Source organism: Dryocola sharpae, from assembly GCF_051307055.1.
Taxonomy (GTDB): Bacteria; Pseudomonadota; Gammaproteobacteria; order Enterobacterales; family Enterobacteriaceae; genus Dryocola.
Map to the genome: position 1 here is coordinate 2,296,965 of NZ_CP149994.1, position 18,151 is coordinate 2,315,115.

General features: G+C 49.4%; 15 protein-coding genes, 1 other RNA gene and 2 pseudogenes. 9 read left to right on the top strand and 9 right to left on the bottom strand.

Annotation, left to right across the window (positions count from 1 at the left end):
* Positions 1 to 5: 5 nt before the first annotated feature.
* Together sufB and sufA are read right to left on the bottom strand one after the other, a co-directional pair.
* Entirely contained in the window at positions 6 to 1,490 is a 1,485-nt protein-coding gene (gene sufB / locus WLO31_RS11110) for a Fe-S cluster assembly protein SufB (RefSeq protein ID WP_435926663.1), read from the bottom strand.
* An 8-nt stretch (positions 1,491 to 1,498) separates the two neighbouring features.
* A complete protein-coding gene (gene sufA, locus WLO31_RS11115; RefSeq protein ID WP_435926665.1) occupies positions 1,499 to 1,867 on the bottom strand; it encodes a Fe-S cluster assembly scaffold SufA in 369 nt (122 codons plus the stop codon).
* Positions 1,868 to 2,460: 593 nt separating this feature from the next.
* On the opposite strand from sufA, the gene WLO31_RS11120 reads away from it, so the two are divergent.
* Positions 2,461 to 4,011 carry a methyl-accepting chemotaxis protein gene (locus WLO31_RS11120; RefSeq protein WP_435926666.1) on the top strand — a complete coding sequence of 517 codons (1,551 nt, stop codon included), beginning with the start codon at positions 2,461 to 2,463 and terminating at the stop codon, positions 4,009 to 4,011.
* Positions 4,012 to 4,079: 68 nt separating this feature from the next.
* Here the strand turns inward: WLO31_RS11120 and WLO31_RS11125 are convergent.
* From WLO31_RS11125 to ydiJ, 4 genes and pseudogenes are all read right to left on the bottom strand, one after another.
* Positions 4,080 to 4,274: pseudogene (locus tag WLO31_RS11125) on the bottom strand (nucleoside triphosphatase NudI); the annotation flags it as partial.
* Positions 4,219 to 4,416 (bottom strand): annotated as a pseudogene (locus WLO31_RS11130) (hypothetical protein); the annotation flags it as partial. The pseudogenes WLO31_RS11125 and WLO31_RS11130, both read right to left, overlap by 56 nt.
* 80 nt (positions 4,417 to 4,496) lie before the next feature.
* Entirely contained in the window at positions 4,497 to 4,907 is a 411-nt protein-coding gene (menI, locus tag WLO31_RS11135; RefSeq protein WP_435926667.1) for a 1,4-dihydroxy-2-naphthoyl-CoA hydrolase, read from the bottom strand.
* Positions 4,904 to 7,960, bottom strand: coding sequence for a D-2-hydroxyglutarate dehydrogenase YdiJ (gene ydiJ, locus WLO31_RS11140; protein ID WP_435926668.1), 3,057 nt, complete (start codon positions 7,958 to 7,960; stop codon positions 4,904 to 4,906). The genes menI and ydiJ overlap by 4 nt, the downstream gene beginning before the upstream one ends.
* A gap of 204 nt (positions 7,961 to 8,164) precedes the next feature.
* On the opposite strand from ydiJ, the gene ydiK reads away from it, so the two are divergent.
* The gene (gene ydiK / locus WLO31_RS11145; RefSeq protein ID WP_435926669.1) at positions 8,165 to 9,283 is read left to right on the top strand and encodes an AI-2E family transporter YdiK; all 1,119 of its coding nucleotides are present in this window, start codon (positions 8,165 to 8,167) and stop codon (positions 9,281 to 9,283) included.
* A 196-nt stretch (positions 9,284 to 9,479) separates the two neighbouring features.
* Positions 9,480 to 9,586: antisense sRNA RprA (gene rprA / locus WLO31_RS11150), an RNA gene on the top strand.
* 74 nt (positions 9,587 to 9,660) lie between these two features.
* Here rprA and rluB read toward each other — a convergent pair.
* Positions 9,661 to 10,545, bottom strand: a complete 885-nt coding sequence (rluB, locus tag WLO31_RS11155; protein ID WP_435926670.1) for a 23S rRNA pseudouridine(2605) synthase RluB — start codon at positions 10,543 to 10,545, stop codon at positions 9,661 to 9,663.
* A 112-nt stretch (positions 10,546 to 10,657) separates the two neighbouring features.
* Between rluB and WLO31_RS11160 the strand changes: the two genes are divergently transcribed.
* The gene (locus WLO31_RS11160) at positions 10,658 to 12,328 is read left to right on the top strand and encodes a tyrosine-type recombinase/integrase (protein WP_435926671.1); all 1,671 of its coding nucleotides are present in this window, start codon (positions 10,658 to 10,660) and stop codon (positions 12,326 to 12,328) included.
* A gap of 200 nt (positions 12,329 to 12,528) precedes the next feature.
* Here WLO31_RS11160 and WLO31_RS11165 read toward each other — a convergent pair whose 3' ends face one another.
* A complete protein-coding gene (locus WLO31_RS11165) occupies positions 12,529 to 12,738 on the bottom strand; it encodes a hypothetical protein (RefSeq protein ID WP_435926672.1) in 210 nt (69 codons plus the stop codon).
* 223 nt (positions 12,739 to 12,961) lie between these two features.
* On the opposite strand from WLO31_RS11165, the gene WLO31_RS11170 reads away from it, so the two are divergent.
* The 5 genes from WLO31_RS11170 to WLO31_RS11190 all read left to right on the top strand — a co-directional run bounded on the left by WLO31_RS11170 (position 12,962) and on the right by WLO31_RS11190 (position 16,898).
* Positions 12,962 to 13,120: a hypothetical protein gene (locus tag WLO31_RS11170; protein WP_435926673.1), complete on the top strand. Its 159-nt coding sequence runs from the start codon at positions 12,962 to 12,964 to the stop codon at positions 13,118 to 13,120.
* Positions 13,121 to 13,225: 105 nt separating this feature from the next.
* A complete protein-coding gene (locus tag WLO31_RS11175; protein ID WP_435926674.1) occupies positions 13,226 to 13,540 on the top strand; it encodes a hypothetical protein in 315 nt (104 codons plus the stop codon).
* A gap of 23 nt (positions 13,541 to 13,563) precedes the next feature.
* Positions 13,564 to 14,400, top strand: a complete 837-nt coding sequence (locus WLO31_RS11180) for an OB-fold protein (protein WP_435926675.1) — start codon at positions 13,564 to 13,566, stop codon at positions 14,398 to 14,400.
* Between the two features lie 318 nt (positions 14,401 to 14,718).
* A complete protein-coding gene (locus WLO31_RS11185) occupies positions 14,719 to 15,297 on the top strand; it encodes a recombinase family protein (RefSeq protein ID WP_435926676.1) in 579 nt (192 codons plus the stop codon).
* Positions 15,298 to 15,428: 131 nt separating this feature from the next.
* Positions 15,429 to 16,898 carry a hypothetical protein gene (locus tag WLO31_RS11190; RefSeq protein ID WP_435926678.1) on the top strand — a complete coding sequence of 490 codons (1,470 nt, stop codon included), beginning with the start codon at positions 15,429 to 15,431 and terminating at the stop codon, positions 16,896 to 16,898.
* A 313-nt stretch (positions 16,899 to 17,211) separates the two neighbouring features.
* On the opposite strand, the gene WLO31_RS11195 is transcribed toward WLO31_RS11190, so the two are convergent.
* Positions 17,212 to 17,913 carry a YagK/YfjJ domain-containing protein gene (locus tag WLO31_RS11195; protein ID WP_435926679.1) on the bottom strand — a complete coding sequence of 234 codons (702 nt, stop codon included), beginning with the start codon at positions 17,911 to 17,913 and terminating at the stop codon, positions 17,212 to 17,214.
* Between the last annotated feature and the right edge of the window lie 238 nt (positions 17,914 to 18,151).

Here is an 18,151-nt window from a genome sequence, read left to right on the forward strand (position 1 = left end):
AATGCTTAACCGACGCTGTGTTCGAGGCTTATCGCTAATAGTTTTTGTGCTTCCACCGCGAATTCAAGCGGCAGTTCAGAGAACACATCTTTACAGAACCCATTGACGATCATTGAAATGGCATCGTCCTGGGCAATCCCGCGTTGCAGGCAGTAGAACAGCTGATCTTCACCAATACGCGAGGTCGTCGCTTCATGCTCAAGCTGCGCGGTGTTGTTGCGACATTCCACGTACGGGAAAGTATGAGCGCCGCTATCCGGCCCGATAAGCATGGAATCACACTGGGTAAAGTTACGGGCGTTGGTGGCGGTCGGCATGATTTTCACCAGCCCGCGATAGCTGTTCTGGCTGTGCCCGGCGGAGATGCCCTTCGAGATAATCGTCGATTTGGTGTTTTTGCCGATGTGGATCATTTTGGTACCGGTATCGGCCTGCTGATTCCCGGCGGTCAACGCCACGGAGAAGAACTCGCCGATAGAATTGTCGCCGCGCAAAATCACGCTTGGGTATTTCCAGGTAATGGCGGAGCCCGTTTCCGACTGGGTCCAGGACATCTTGCTGTTTGCCCCTTCGCACAGGGCGCGCTTGGTTACAAAGTTCAGGATCCCGCCGGTGCTCCCGTCGCCCGGGAACCAGTTCTGCACCGTGGAATACTTCACCTCCGCATCCTTATGGATGATGACCTCCACCACCGCCGCGTGAAGCTGATAGCTGTCACGAACCGGAGCGGAGCACCCTTCGATGTAGCTTACATAGCTGCCTTCATCTGCCACGAGGATGGTTCGTTCGAACTGTCCCGTTTTTTCGGCATTGATGCGGAAGTAGGTAGAAAGCTCCATCGGGCAGCGCACGCCTTTCGGCACGTAGATAAAAGTGCCGTCGGAAGCCACGGCGGCATTCAGCGCGGCAAAAAAGTTATCGTTGCTCGGCACTACCGTGCCGAGATACTTTTTCACCAGTTCGGGATACTCGTGTATCGCCTCACCGAAGGAGCAGAAGATAATACCCTGTTCTGAAAGCTTTTCACGATAGGTGGTGGCCACGGAAACGGAGTCAAAAATCGCGTCTACGGCCACTTCTGAGCCTTCGCGTACCGGTACGCCGAGCTGTTTAAACGCCTCTTCCACTTCACCCGTCAGATAAGCGTTGCTGCCGGGCTGCTGCACGGCGCCCGGCTGGGACTCACAGCTATCGTCGCAGCTTCCGCAGGACGGCGCGGAGTAGTAGCTGTAATCCTGATAGTTGAGCTTCTCGTAGTGCGCCTTCAGCCAGTGCGGCTCTTCCATCTCAAGCCAGGCGCGATATGCGCTCAGGCGAAACTCGAGCATCCACTCCGGCTCATTGCGTCGCGCAGAAATCGCCCGCACCACCTCTTCGTTGATGCCGTGCGCCATTTCGTCGGTTTTAAGCTGGGTAAAGAAGCCTTCTTTATAGTGATGGCCGCCGGCCCAGGTTTGTACGTCATCGGTCGTTTCAGTATTACGTGACATAATCCCGCCTACACCCCAAAGCTTTCGCCGCAGCCACATTCGTGCTGCGCTTTCGGGTTGTTGAATTTGAAAATTTCGTTTAAGCCTTCGCGCACATAGTCAACCTCGGTGCCGTCGATAAACGGCATGGCCGATAGCGGAACCCACAGCTTTGCGCCCTCCGTTTCAAAAAGAAGGTCGTCTTTTTGAGGTTCTTTTACGGTATCGAGCACGTAGCCAAAACCCGCGCATCCGGTCTGCTTTATGCCAAGGCGCACGCCGAGCAATCCCGGCTGCTGGCTCACCAGCTTGCGTATATGCGTGGCCGCCTCAGGGGTTAAGCTCAATCCCCGCCAGGCGAATTCATTGGGATCGAAGCTACCTGTTTGCACATCCATAGTTCACCTCTTCTGTGTTAGCGCCCAAAGGCTAATACCCCATGTTAATGATAACTATTATCAATACAACATTCTGATAACAGGGGTATTGCCGACATGCTGCTATTTTAGGCATCTTTACTAAGGATAGACCCTGCTGAAACTCTTGCAGATAGCGAAAAGAGCGGTTTAACCCGCTGAAATAAAAAGTATTTGACGGGCTTAAGCAGGCATCAGCGATAGAAAGCAAAAGATGTATAGAGAATATCTATTTAATCAAGAGGCAGGACGTTACAAAGAGGCTAAAGCCAGTACGAACCGGCAGGGGACCGGTTTTCTGAACCCTGCGCAGCGTTAACGTTACAATTGTTTAACGATTTTTCATGCAAACATTAAACAAACCAACACAATAAATTCTATAGTTGCGGCGAAATCCAGCCCAATACACCACTTAATAGCGCTTTAATAGTTATATATTCAGTTAAGGAGATTATTTTAAGCATTTCTCCCAAAAACATATCAGACAGATTTATGTATTTAGCGTAAAAACCGATAGTTTATATATGGGATGGAAATCCAGGATATTTATATCGTAAACATAAACGGAGAATTAGATGTTAAGCTTTAGTCTGGAAAAAAAGATCAAAGTTGGTTTATTAGGCCTCATGGTGGTTATTATTTTGGCACAGGCCTACAGCTTCTTCTCATCACAAAAATCATATGATAATTTTAACGGCGCCTCTAACCTTTCCAGCAATATCACTATGTTAAACAATAGCAATTACGACCTTGCTATGATGCGCTATTACCTCAATTCATTATTAGTCAACCACATGTCCGCTCACCCCTGGGATGAAAGCCAGGCCACCAGCATTAACAACGGCCTTGCGGCTATTAAAAGCAATATTACCGCCTGGCTCAATGAGCCAAGAGTCACCAAAGAAGGCGTGGCAATGGCTAATGATATTAGCCAGCAATTTTATAGCCTGACGGAGTATATTGAAAAATCCGTCAACGAATTACGCAACGGCACCTATCAGTGGATTGATAAAACAGAAGAGTATGAAGCGCTGGCTCAGTCCGTAGCTGCTTATGTTCAGGCCGGGAAAAACCTGGAAGCACGTTATATCAGCGAAGCCAAAAATAATCGCGATAGTTTATTGATAGTTTCTTCCGCACTTTGCCTGTTATTTTTAGGGCTATTTTTATTCACCTCTACCTGGTTTAAAAAGAATATCCTGACGCGTATTAATACGCTCTCGACGCTGTTTGAAGAGATCAGCCGTGGCAACCTGACCTTTACGACGAATGCCGATGCGAAAGATGAACTGGGCCAGCTTTTTTCCGGCTTAGGGTCGATGAAGGATGAACTGGTAGCGGTAATTTCTTCCGTACAGGAAACCTCGTCAAAAATCAGCCGCTCCTCCTCTCAAATTTCTGTTGGCAACCAGGACCTGTCTGCGCGTACCGAGCAACAGGCAAGCGCACTGCAGCAAACCGCTGCAAGCATGGAAGAGATTAAAACGACCGTTAAAAACAATGCCGACAATGCCCGCCTGGCAAACCAGCTGGCGCTGGATGCCAATGAAGTCGCGCATAACGGATCGGTGGTGATGAACAGCGTGATCGCCACAATGCAAAAGATTGAACAAAGCGCGACCTCCATTGCCGATATCAACAATGTGATTACCGGTATTGCTAACCAGACAAATATTCTGGCCCTTAACGCAGCGGTCGAAGCTGCCCGGGCTGGTGAACAAGGACGCGGTTTCGCGGTGGTTGCCAGCGAAGTCAGGAACCTTGCCAAAAACAGCGCCGATGCGGCGAAAGAGATCGGCGACCTGATTCGTGAGTCGGTCTCTACCGCAGGCCAGGGCACACAGCAGGTACAGGATGCGGGAAAAAGAATGCAGGATATCGTTAATTCTATTACGCAGGTGAGCAATATCATGCGGGAGATCACCGTAGCCTCTGACGAACAGAGTGCGGGGATCAATCAGATTGCTACGGCGGTCAATGAAATGGATATAGTGACCCAGCAAAATGCGGCGCTGGTGATTGAGTCGGCAGCTATAACGAGCGATATGGATCGTTTAGCCCACAAACTTTCTGCTACCGTCTCCGTCTTTAAGACCGATGGTGCCGAATTATCGCCTGCGCGTTAAGCCTGGCAGGCGGAAAGCCCCGCTGCGTGAGCGACGGGGTTTTTATGTTAATAGTGTAAATAAGTAAACTACCTTGCCAGGGGAGGCTGTAACCACCCTTTTCGGGTAAAGGTGATTCTTGTCGCCTCGTTTAAATCATACTTGCCAGGCTCCGCAGGCTTAACCCAGGCTATCTCCTGAAACTCTTCGTTAAAGGTCACCTGCCGGTTAGCGCTGCGGCAGTCGAACAACAGATAAATCATGTAGATTTCTTCTTGCGTGCCGCTCCGCTTTAATCCTTTCCAGCAGTACGACGGCGGCGCTATTTACCCCGCGGTTTAAATCCGGGCTATCTTTACGCCACCGTTCGTTCAGCTCACCGCGAAACGCTTTAGCAAGAATCGACTGCGTAAGGTTATTGACGCGCTTTGCGCCTCCCTCTGAGAAAACCCTAAAAATCTTCAATGGCTTTTTTGTTGCTGATGCCGGATAGGCGGTATGCGGACCTAAACCACCGCCGTCGTGAGCCTGGAGGTGCAGCAAAGCCGCCCTTCCTCGTCGCTGATGTCAATTTGCCAGACCTGATGCCGCCGTCCGACGTGAACCGCCTTGCATACGCCGCGCACGCTCCCTTCATGGGCGGAGCGCAGATGATTGGCGTTCACCTCAAGGCCCACAATCTTCTGCTCGCCTTCGGTACACAGGTAGCCTGCAACCGAACCGAGCGTCTCCGCCAGCACCACAGAGGCGCCGCCGTGCAGCAGGCCGAACGGCTGGCGGGTGCGGTTGTCTACCGGCATGGTGGCTTCCAGTTCGCTATCGCCGACGCGGGTAAAGACGATGCCAACGTGCCCGACCATATTACCGGCGCTCATGGCATTGAGCGCCTCCAGGGTGGTTGCTCGTCGCCAGATCATCCCAGAATCTCCAGCAGGGCCTGCAACGGATGACGCACGCCGTTGCCTTCCACGCGTTTGACCTGGCTGCGGCAGGAATAACCCGTTGCCAGGCAGCGTTGACGCGGCAGGCGCTGCATCGCCTGATGCCATGACAGCTCATAAATACCGAGCGAGCTGGCGTGATTTTTTACCTCATGCCCGTAGGTCCCGGCCATGCCGCAGCAGCCTACGCTGACGTTTTCAAGCTTTGCGCCTAAGCGTGCAAAAATAGATGCCCATTGCTTCGGCGCGGTGGGTAGCGCGGTCACTTCCGTGCAGTGGCCAAACAGATACCAGGACTCGCCGCCAACGGCGGTAGCTTCACGATCGGCCAGCACGCCCGGCAGCCATTCATGCACCAGCTGCACGTGGAAATCCCCGCGCTCTTCGCCCAGCGTTTGCTTATATTCATCGCGATAGCAAAGCACCAGCGCCGGATCGACGCCCACCATCGGCATGCCTAATGCCGCAATGCGATTCAGGAATTCGGAAGTCTTACGCGCCGTGCGGGCAAACTTCTGCAGAAAACCTTTAATATGCTGCGCCTTCCCGTTTGGTGAGAACGGCAGAACAACAGGCTCCAGACCTAGTTTCTCCACCAGCCGCACGAAATCTGCCACCACCTGGGCATCGTAGTAGCTGGTAAACGGATCCTGCACCACCAGCACGGTTTTAGCGCGCTGCTCCGCGCTGTATTTCTCAAGCTGCTCAAGCGTGTTATTGGCTGAACGATGCCCTACCAGCTGCTGCTGCAGCGTTGGCGTGGAAAGCGCGGGCAGGTCAACCATACCGATATGTTTTTGCGACAGATTGCGCATCCACGGCTGGCTCATAAAGAAGTTGAAGGTTTTCGGCGCGCGCGCCATTAGCGGCGCATAGCTTTCCACCGTTGCCACCAGATGATCGCGTACCGGACGCAGATAGCGGGTGTGATAAAGCTGCAGGAAGCGCGAACGAAACTCCGGCACGTCGATTTTAATCGGACACTGCGTGGAGCACGCTTTACAGGCCAGACAGCCGGACATCGCCTCTTTTACTTCATGCGAAAAGTCATATTCGCCTTTGCGCGCATGCCAGCTATTACGGCTCCGCTCGATAAGCCCCCGCAGGCTGGCGCGTTGCTCCGGTAACTGTTTCTCAAGCGCCTGCGGATCAACGCCGCGATCGGCCAGCAGACGCAGCCATTCACGGGTAAGCGTGGCACGCCCTTTCGGAGAATGGATGCGGTTGCTGGTGATCTTCATCGACGGGCACATCGGGCTGTTCACGTCGAAGTTAAAGCACAGGCCGTTGCCGTTACACTCCATCGCGCCGCGCCAGGAAGTTCGTACAGCGATGGGGATTTGTCTGTCGAAAGTGCCGCGCTTGACCGCATCCACCTGCATCATCGGATCGTCCACGCCAGACGGCGGGCAAATTTTGCCCGGATTCAGGCGGTTATCCGGGTCAAACGCGGCTTTAATGCGGCGCAGCTCCTCGAAAAGCGTTTCCCCGAAGAATGCCGGGCTGTATTGCGCACGGAAACCTTTACCATGTTCGCCCCACAGCAGGCCGCCATATTTTGCGGTCAGCGCCACCACATCGTCAGAGATGCGCTTCATCAGTATTTCCTGCTGCGGATCGCACATATCCAGCGCCGGCCGCACGTGGAGCACCCCCGCATCCACATGGCCAAACATGCCATAGCTCAGATTGTGGCTGTCGAGCAGCGCGCGGAACTCAACGATATAGTCAGCCAGATGCTGCGGCGGTACGCAGGTATCTTCAGCAAACGGAACAGGCTTCGCCTGCCCTTTAGCGTTACCCAGCAGGCCTACCGCTTTTTTACGCATGCCGTAGATACGCTCGATACCCGCCAGGTCGCTACAAATCTGCCAGCCGATGACGCCGCCCTCGCCTTGTGCTATCAGCGTATCAAGACGTTCGCACAACGAGGCCACCTGGCTTTCAATCAGCGGTGCATCATCCCCGGCAAATTCAACGATATTCAGGCCGAGCATCTCTTTATCCGGCACGTCGGCGATCAGCTCGCTCACCGAATGCCAGACGATATCTTCCCGCGCCAGGTTCAGCACTTTGGAGTCTACCGTCTCGACGGAGAGCGCACGGGCCTCCACCATAAACGGCGCGTTGCGCAGCGCGGAATCGAAGGAGTCATACTTCACGTTCACCAGCCTGCGCACCTTCGGCAGACGCGTGATGTCCAGCTTCGCTTCGGTGATAAACGCCAGCGTGCCTTCCGAGCCTGTCAGAATGCGGGTGAGATCAAACTGCGAAAGATCGTCGTTAAAAACGTGCCGCAGATCGTAGCCGGTAAGGAAACGGTTGAGTTTCGGGAACCTGTCGATAATTAACTGGCGTCGTTCTCGACAGCGGTCGTAAACCGTACGGTAGATTCTTCCGATGGTGCTTTCATCGCGGCCCATATCTTCCGCAAGGGCTGCGGACATCTGATGCGTGTCGAGAATGTCGCCGCCCAGCAGCACGGCACGCACGCCCATCACATGATCGGAAGTTTTGCCATACACCAGCGATCCCTGCCCGGAGGCGTCGGTGTTTATCATCCCGCCAAGCGTTGCGCGGTTACTGGTGGAAAGTTCCGGGGCGAAGAAATAGCCGTAAGGTTTCAGATACTGATTAAGCTGGTCTTTAATTACCCCGGCTTCCACGCGCACCCAACCCTGCTCGGGGTTGATTTCAATAATGCGGTTCATGTAGCGGGACATGTCGACGACGATCCCTTTATTCAGCGCCTGACCGTTAGTGCCGGTGCCGCCGCCTCGGGGAGTAAAGACCAGAGATTTAAAACGCTCTTCGCAGGCCAGGCGGGCGAGCAAAGCCACGTCTGCCGTCGAGCGAGGAAATAAAACGGCGTCCGGCAACAGCTGATAAATACTGTTATCGGTGGCCATGGTTAACCGGTCAGCGTAGCTGGTTGCGGTATCGCCGGTAAAACCCTGATGCTCCAGCGCCTGCAAAAAATTGAGCACCAGCTGAACCAGCCCTGGCGCCTGAGAAATTTGTGGGATCATTGACTGTCGACCCTGCCTGACGTTATTTAAGTTGTGAGTTATCGTTTGCGTGTACTGCCTTTTGTTTTTAACACATTTTTTTCAGACAAGCGCGCCTGTTTTGCGGCTGTCAAAAAGCAGGTAAATACAGCATCATTGGATGAGTCGTTCGCGCTTTTAACGCAGGCAATTTCCTCGTTATCTTTTATTAGGGTGATTTTTTCTATGGTCAAAGTCAGTTCGCCGAAGGATCTGCTACAGATCCTGCTTTCGGTGCTGTTTATCTCGGTGATGATTATCGCCTGTCTGTGGATCGTGCGGCCCTTTGTGCTCGGCTTTGCCTGGGCGGGTACCGTGGTGCTGTCTACCTGGCCCGTTATGCTCAAATTTCAGCGTTTGCTGTGGGGAAAGCGATCGCTGGCCGTTCTGGTCATGACCTTTTTGCTGCTGATGCTGTTTGTCATTCCCGTGGCGCTGCTGGTTAACAGCCTGGTCGATAACAGCGGGCCGGTCATTGCCTGGGCGACAAAGGGCGATCTGGCGTTGCCGACGTTCGAATGGCTGCATGCTGTTCCGGTGGTGGGTGATAATCTTTATTCCGGCTGGAATACGCTGGTTGAAAGCGGCGGCAGCGCGATCATGGCGAAAATTCGCCCTTATATCGGCACCACCACCACCTGGTTCCTGGGGCAGGCGGTGCATATCGGCCGCTTTCTGATGCACTGCGGACTGATGCTGCTTTTCAGCGTGCTGCTGTATGCGAAAGGTGAAACGCTGAGCAACGGTATACGTCATTTTGCATTCCGGCTGGCGGGCAACCGCGGCGATGCGGCTGTTCTGCTGGCAGCCCAGGCGATTCGCGCCGTTGCGCTGGGTGTGGTGGTCACCGCGCTGGTGCAGTCGGTACTCGGGGGCTTTGGGCTGGCGGTTGCCGGCATCCCGAATGCGACATTGCTTACCGTTCTTATGATGCTCTGCTGTCTGGTGCAGATTGGCCCGCTGCTGGTGCTTATTCCGTCGATTATCTGGCTCTACTGGAGCGGCGATACCACCTGGGGAACCGTGCTGCTGGTCTGGAGCTGCGTGGTGGGCACCATGGATAACTTTATCCGCCCTGTGCTTATCCGTATGGGAGCGGATTTGCCGATGATCCTTATCCTCTCCGGCGTTATCGGGGGTTTAATCGCCTTTGGCATGATCGGTCTGTTTATCGGCCCGGTAGTGCTTGCGGTCTCATATCGTCTGATTTCAGTCTGGATGCATGAAGCCCCGCCGCCGCAGTACGCGCCTGACGAAGTCGTTGAGCTGCTTAAAGAGCATGAAGAAGAGCAGGCGATGAAGTAAAGCTCTGCTCCCTCGCACTGCGGGGGAGCCGTTCCGGCACATTGATTAGCAAACCTAATAGATCTCCAGCTTTTTATCCCTTATTCCCGCCCAGATGTCGCCCATACCCGGCAATGTGACATTAAACGTTAACCCGAAGTTAACTATTGAGACGAATCTGAGAGACTCCTCAGGCCGGGATGCCTACTATTATCACACGGTTATGAATCAACACATTGATTTATAAGCATGGAAATCCCCTGAGTGAAACAACGAATTGCTGTGTGTAGTCTTTGCCCATCTCAACGATGGGCTTTTTTTTCGCCTGCTTTTCGGGACCGGCGATTTTCAGAGCAAAAAAAAGGCCCCTCAACGAGGGGCCTGATAATATGCTTCCGCTATTGGCTGTTTCGCCCGCCGGAACGACGACCGCCGCCCGTAACTTGCGTATGGCGCTTAACGGCGCGACGAATCTGATTCGCCTTCATACGACGACGATCTTTCTCAACCGCTACTTTGCTCTCCGTTTCGGCTGGCAGCTCTACCAGCGTACGCAGGTAGTTGGTTTGCGCCAGATCCAGCTCGGTATAGCCGCCGCGCGGCAAACCTTTTGGCAGCGGGATGTCGCCGTAGCGTACGCGGATCAGGCGGCTAACCTGCACGCCAACCGCTTCCCAGAGACGACGAACCTCGCGGTTACGGCCTTCGGTCAGCGTCACGTTGTACCACTGGTTAATCCCTTCCCCACCGGTGAATTTGATGGTTTTAAAGGCGGCCGGGCCATCTTCAAGCTGCACGCCACGCGCCAGCTGCTTCACTTTATCGTCATCAATCTCACCAAATACGCGCACGGCATATTCGCGTTCCACTTCACGACTTGGGTGCATCAGGCGGTTAGCCAGCTCGCCGTCGGTGGTGAACAGCAGCAGACCGCAAGTGTTCACGTCCAGACGCCCTACGGCAATCCAGCGCGCGCCGCGCAGCTTCGGCAGACGATCAAACACCGTTGGACGACCTTCCGGGTCGTTGCGGGTGCAGAGCTCGCCTTCCGGCTTGTAGTAAGCCAGCACGCGACAAATCTGTTCTACGGATTCTTTAATAGAGATCAGGTGACCATCGATACGGATCTTCAGGGCCTGGTTCACTTCGACACGGTCGCCCAGCTTGGCAATTTTGCCATCGACGCTGACGCGGCCGGCGGAAATAATGGTTTCGATTTCACGGCGTGAACCGTGGCCGGCGCGAGCCAGCACTTTTTGTAACTTTTCGCTCTTATCGCTCATTGAGCTTCCTCGGGTGTCGCCTTCACAGGCGTCTGGTATACTTTCAAAAACAACGAGTTAGCACCAGCAACAGCTTAACTCACTGATATGTAACTATTTCATGGTACACAGCATGGCAAACAATATGTCACACAAGCTGTCACACACAATGATTCGTGGGCGCACATATTACACTAACTTTAGACTAAATGATTCAACAAGTTTTGTGCGTCTGAGTCTTGGTACTGACAGTCAAAAACAAGCCTACATAGTCATGAATCAAATCCGCCCATACATCCCGCTCGTTCAGAATGGGACAATGGGTATTGAGCAATTCAAGCTTAAGATTCAGGGCTACCGAGCTGCCACTAAGCAAGATTTTGATAATTATCTGTTACGTGCCCTTCAGGGCAATGTTGACGAAGTGAAACGTATACCTGAACTAGGGCAATACCATAAGCAAATCTTTCCAGGATCTCCGCTCTCAGCATCTGGCACTGTAGAAGAAGCACAGGGTTATGCTGATCTGTATTTTAATCGTCTGGTAGATGGAAGCGATCAGACCGCTATTGAAATACTTGCAGCCCTTAAGATGCGGAAACTTGAAATCTCAAGGGATGATATACAGCTAGCTAACCAAGTTGCATCGTCCCTTGATATGGGCCGGCAAATATTGGCACAGGCTTATGAAGCATTCTTTTCGAAAGACTTAGTTCGTTTTCGCCAGCTAACAGCAGCCCTACAAGAACAGTTGGCAGAAGCAAAGCTTAATTCAGAACCAGTTGTTAAAATTGCAAAGACCTCTCACCTTCTCACTGAAGTCAATGAAACCACGAGCAAATCTATCAAACTCTCTGGAGCGTGGGCGCAGTACGTTAAAGATAAGGGTCAAAAATGGCGCCGAAGCATCGCCAATGAGAACCAACGCTTCTTTGATGTACTGCTGTACGTTGTCGGTGATAAGCCAATTGACCTAGTCACAAAGCAAGATATTCGGGAAACATTGAAAGTCACGAAAAACCTCCCTACTCGTATCAAGCTACCCTACAAACATTTGCCATTGAAAGAATGTATCGATTATGACGTCCCTGAAGATGATTTATTGAGTAGTCAGCACGTCGAAAAGCACCTCAAGATCTGGCGTTCTCTCTTCAAGACGTATTTGGTAGACACGAAAGATCTATTGGAGATATCCCCGACTGACGGTATTTCTTTCGAGGTAAGGCCAAATAGACGGGGACACTACAACGCGAGTGAACTTGCGAAGCTTTCAACCAAGCTATTTTCACTTGATAATACAGACTGGAGAAAATGGTATTTTCTCGCTCTTATCTATACGGGCGCCCGCCGTGGAGAATTGGCGACAATCAAGAAGAAAGACATTCGACAGGACGAGGTGACAGGCCGTTGGTACATATTTATAGAAGAAGGCAAAACTGATCATGCACAGCGCCAAATCCCGTTACACAAGGCGTTAGAGACCGGATTACTTAAACTGATTTCTCAGCTAAAAACCAATGACCTCGTGTTTAATAGATTGCCAAACTACACCGCAACGACCGACGAATGGATCGGCATAATGGAAGAACTTGGTATCCCTGATTATGACGAATTTGGTCTAAAGAGACGCATTCACAGTTTGCGACACACGTTCATGAGTGGCTGCCTTGCTTCTGGTGTATCTGTTCCGCTTATGCAATTTGTAGTCGGGCACTCAAGAAGTCAAAGTTTGGGGGTGACGTCCATTTACACGCATCGCCCACCGTTGAAAGACCTACTATGCGTTGTGGATTTCCAGGAGTAAATACGATCTACTTTCTTCTCATCGAGACATGACTTGCTGCTGCCATCAAAGCAAAACCCCGCCGAAGCGGGGTTTTCTAAAGAGTGAAGCTAGCCGATAAGGCGGCTTCGTTCAACCATACGTCAGGCATCTACAGCGCTGGGGTTGACTTGTGTCGCAGACTTTATCCCATTTTGTATCGCAACAAAAGTCCTGAGACCTTACTCGCTGTCAGCCGTATCGAAGGTCCTGCTGTAGGGACAGTGCTTTGAGCTGGTTACATAGGTAAAGGTGTAGATGCTGTTGGAATAGATGCACAAGGTACGACCGTTCCCTGTGGTTGTCTGTTGCGGGTTGCTCATTGTTATTTGCCCCGCATTGGCGCTAAGCGGCAACAATAAACCGCAAAATATCATTACAGTACCTTTCATTCCTAACCTCTCAATGTCGTTGCTCACCAATCATGCCTACTTAGTAGCCTTATTCCGTTCAGGTGATTATAGTAACTACATTGATCAATTTAACCGATCGATTTTATAACTTCGATCGATTAAAGTGATTAATGATGAATCGGATTTTGCTGTTTTGTTTTACAACTTCCAGTCGGTGTAACCACCTGAAATTTCTACCTCACAGCATGAAAGGATTGAGGTTTTGACTACTAACAAACTGAAAAATAACAACCTGTATTTCTACCTCTACATGGCTGCGCCTCTGGTGCTTCCTAACGCTTACTACTTCACAATGAATGATAAGGCAGCTTTTGCGGCTTTTGCTGTTGTGGCACTTATCTGCATCGGTCTAGACCTGTGAGAGCTTAAGAAAACTGACGAGAATTATGTCGGCTTTGCTGGGTCGGCTCTAGGGATCATCACTTTCCCACCAATTTACATTTATGGACGGGCTAAGGCTGAAGGGATGAAGAAGGCTCAAAGATGGGCATGGTTCTTTGCTTATCTTGTTATCGGGCTTGGTGCAGCTATTATCAGTACGACCATCGATGATAACGAAGCACTGAAAACATCGGCCTGTGAAATCACCACATCGATTTTCAAGGACAAAGAGAGCGATGTGCAATGCCTTGCTGTTGAGGATGTGAAAAAGGTTTCAGATAAGCACTATCGCGCTAAGGCGGTATTGTCGAATGGTATAGATATGCCGATTGCCATTGAGGAGCGCGACAATAATTACATTTACGTTACGCTATCGCCGCTGAGTGGTCTAATCGAGTAACAGCAGTTCAGGGGAGGAATCTCTTGCTTTATCCCAATTCCTACTGCGAAGGCTCAACGGTACTGAATAAGAACCTGAATATTATTTACACAGCTATGGAGGCTGATTTGAAAAGGATTCTTGCATTAATTTTGGGGGTTAATTTCTATGGTTGCGTATTTGCTGATACGACTACCGGGAGTGACCTCAACACAAACGGCGCACAGCTTGATAAGGAACAAATAGCAGCGTATGTAGGGAAACTAGTGACCTCAGGATGTGAACAGGCAATGAATGATGGTTCAATTGACGATGCAATTGATGACGCAACTCAAGGGATGAAAAAAAAATCAGATAGCTATGCGGAGATCCACGATTCAATCGTCCTCGGTTCGCGAATTGGTAGCTGGTTTAAAGAAAATGGTTGGGGGCCAATGAAAAATGGGGTCAGGATAAACAATTGTGCAGAGTTGGGGAGTTACTTTCTCAAGCAAGGCGAGCTTATTGACGGTTCAATCCAGGAGCTCATGTCTGAACCATCCCAATTGGCAATAGCCTTTAAAAACGCTTCGGTTTACCAAACTACTGCAAAATCTTTGATTACTCTCTACAGAGAGAATGAGATCGCAGCTGATGACAAGATAGCTGGCCGAAAAGTTGGGATTACTGGCGTTATTCAGGGAATCCGAAAAGACTTTAAAGGTGATGTAGTTATTGAATTTCAGACCGGGAATCAGTTTATGCCTGTTCGCCTTAGCATGGATGATGGCGAAAGAACTAAGGCAGCAAAATTGAAGAAAGGGCAAAAAACAACCATTACATGCGATAAAATGATGCTTTTGGTTGGTTCACCTTCCGGCAGTAACTGCAAGATAGACTAGTCAACTTGAGGGTCAGGAAATCTCTCCCTGACTCGCTCCCCCTTGGAAATTTTATCGCTTCTAACTCTAAGGCTTGGAATACCAGCAGCGCATGAACATATCGATCCAGCACCTTTCCAGTGTATGAAAAATGTACTCTTGATGATTTTCAAATATCAGAAGCATGTTTCGTTACGTAGGTATTCTGGTATCAACAATCGAACGTTTTACGATACCAATTTATTTACCTCACAAATGGTATCAATAAATTACCATATTGACATAATGATACCACCGATCAATTATGATACCGTTTTTGATACCACTTGAGAGGATTTTATGAGCCGTGCTTTTGCATATTGTCGTGTGTCCACCAGCGAGCAAGCGACCGAAAACCAAATCATAGCGATCCGTCAGGCGGGTTATGATGTACTCGATAACCGTGTAGTGTCGGAAGTTGTTTCCGGTGGGGTACAGGCAATGAAGCGTAAAGCTTTTGCCGATATGGTAAATCACAAGCTGGAGTCAGGTGATCGGCTTATCGTGCTCAAACTAGACCGTTTGGGCCGTGATAACATAGACGTACAACAAACTATTGATATGCTTGTTAAGCGTGGCATTGAAGTTGTTTCATTGGATCTGCCCGTTCGTAATCTCACGAGTGCAGAAGGAAAGTTAATGCTACAAATGTTCTCTGCTTTCGCTGAGTTCGAAAAATCCCGAATAATAGAACGAACCAAAGAAGGACTTGATCGTGCAAAACAGGAAGGAAAACGGTTAGGCCGTCCTGTTGCTACAGACACACGAGAACGTGTTCAAAGAGCCAAAGCTAAAGGTTTGAGCCAGTCCAAAGCAGCTCTTGAATTAGGTGTAAGCCTTCCAACCATAAAGCGGAACTGGAACATCGTAGCGGAATAATATAGCTATAAAAATCTACTGGTTTGTACTGATGCTGATATATTTTCAGCCGTGAATATAGCTTAAAATTACAGCCTCTTTCGCATCTAATCCATACTCAGGTCATTTTCAGTGGAGTGTATATTTATCAAATGAACGCAGCGACGAAAGAAAATATAGCTAAACGAGCGTTGAAATGTATTGAATTTATTAATCGACAACTCCTTCGATTTGCAAAAATGCCGCCCAATGAACTGATGGCCTACTTACGCAAACATCCCAGAGAGGCTTTCTGCCAAATCCCCCATCCGAAAGGAAGTGGTAACCTCCAGTGTGGTTCTATCGCATGGAACAAGTTAGGTGAGCTTGCAGATTTGGCTCTTAAATTGGATACCTGCCTGGGTCGTCGCGTAAGTAGCCAACAAGCAAGAAAAGCCGTAACTGATGCTTTTGTATCAAAGGTATTGCAGGAAGCACGTGAAGCTAATCAGGAGACGGCGATGATGGTTCTCCAAGATGCTTTGGCAATTTTAAGAAATAAGCTCGTAGTCAGGGAACACTACCTACCATGCGTACTCTTCGGCGATGATGCTCCCACAGAGTTTACCGTTGGTCCAGTCACATTCACTCAAAACGCCATGTTCTTCAAGGACAAAAAGTCAGTGTTCAGACATAGCGTTGATATAAACACGAATGCTCATATTAAGAGTGTAACTGCTGCGATCACTCAAGGATTCTTTCAAGAGAATGTGCCCACCCCAGATGAATCAAGAAAATTTGTTGGAGAATTTCAGAAACGCGCTATCAAGATATATAAAGACTATCCGTGGGTTGCAAGTATTAAAGTCACTGATTGTGACGAAGTGACCTCTCAAGAACGGGCCATCCAAGCAACTGAATTGGCAATTCATATTATCCGTATCCTCTTGGGAGCTGAACCAACTCGGAAAATCAGACTAGCATGGTCTCGAAGTAATGCCTTACATACAGCTCATTTATACTCTGACGCGGATGGTGTAATTCACGCAAGTGTCGGCGCTAATTCTTTAGGTCCTGTCGGGATAATCAATTGGTATAAGGCATTGATGAAATGCGATTTAGAGTTAGCAATCCTTGGTTCTGCCTTGTTACCAATAGTCAATCCCATAGAAACCAGTCATCTCCATCAACGTCTCATTGATGCCATTAATTGGTTTGGAGACGCGGCAACGGATTCAAACCCGTCTTCAAGTATTGTTAAGTACGTATCTGCAATTGAGCGATTGTTCTTCGGAAAATTTGAGTCGGGACGTACTAAAGTATTTGCAGGAAGAATCAAGAATATTCTGGACGCATTCGGTTGTGACGGCGATCACAAAGTCTACGATCAGGCCCTCAAAGTATACAGAGCCCGTTCTATTTTGGTTCATGGAGAGATATATCAGACCGAAGATGAAGCAAATGAAAGTATTTGCCTTGCTTCATCACTGAGCAGGATGTGCTTTCTCTGTTCTGCTCAACTGTATTCAATGATGCAAAATGCGTTTGATAATCCAGATGCTCTCGCCTTAGAAGAAATAATGAAACGTATTAGTGCTGAGGGTTTAGATTGGCTGGTAGATGCTGCGGGATTTCATAAGTGAAAGATAGTGCTGACTAAAGTACGTAATGATTGTTTAGTGCTCTTAATTACATTATTTTTGTATAATATCGCGTGTTATCCAACAGATAAACTGAGAAAACAAAAAGGGCTACGCCGATGTGAGCGGCAGCCCTCAGGTCATTTGCTAAGCATGATTGAGAATAATGCTCAGTAATTTAAATGCAAGTCGAGGTGATGTATAAAGCAGTCTGCCAAGCAGTCCGTATAGCTCCCTGAGATGGTTTCACTATATAGGTAATGCGATGGTACAGCTTGCAATTCAAAATTGAATACAGAGCTTCCTACGAAGGATTTTAATGCAGCGTATTAGCCGTCTTAAATTTTACCCTCGAAGCTGAGAATGTTTGCTGCCCTTTACCATTAGAATACTTCCCGCGATTCTTGGCAAGATATGAGATTCTTTCTACCATATCCACCAACGAGTCATGGTCACCTCTTTTGATTCTGTATCGACCATCAGGAAGATGAACACGGGAAACGCCACTCGTGAGTTCTGACCAGATTCGACTGATACGCCCAATCATTCCCTTATCGCCAAATCCCGCTGTTCTGACTTGAAAGTATGGCAAGGTAATCCAGCAGTGGTAATGAACTTGTTTAGACTTTTCTTTTTCCCTAACCCAACCATATCCGAATTTTTTAATTGGTTGGCTATTCCAAGCCTTTGCTGTGAATTCACCACGCAGACGGGTAAACAGCTCGCTAATCAATCTGTTGCTTTCAGCAACGGGCATTCCTTCAGGTACAGATAAATCAAAGCGGAATCCGTACAGTTCGTCATAATGCGTGAGCATAGCTTGTAGCTGATCGATGAATCGATCGATAATTTCTTTTCGTATTGGGTGGCTTAGCTTGCTTAACGGGTCATGGTTAAGCTCATAGATCAAACCATCGTGAAGATAGGTTGAGGAATGGATTAGGGTGTAATGTCCGTTGTCACGGTGAGATGTAAATAAATTAGCTGGGTGTTGTACAGATGAGATTGATTGCTGCATACGCCTCCTTAAGTAGTGTCAGATAGATCCTCATATTGGATATAGGTATTAATAAAAACCAGTAGAATACAGAAGCACAAAAAGCCCAGCACACCGAGGCCACTTCTGGCGCTGGAGCACAGGCAATACTGAAAATTTTTACTTAGAAAAGTTTCTGGTAAAGAGTCACCATTCCACATCACATTATCACTCTTTTTTGTATCGTGCAACCGCTTCTAGCCAGAGATCGTGAACCTTT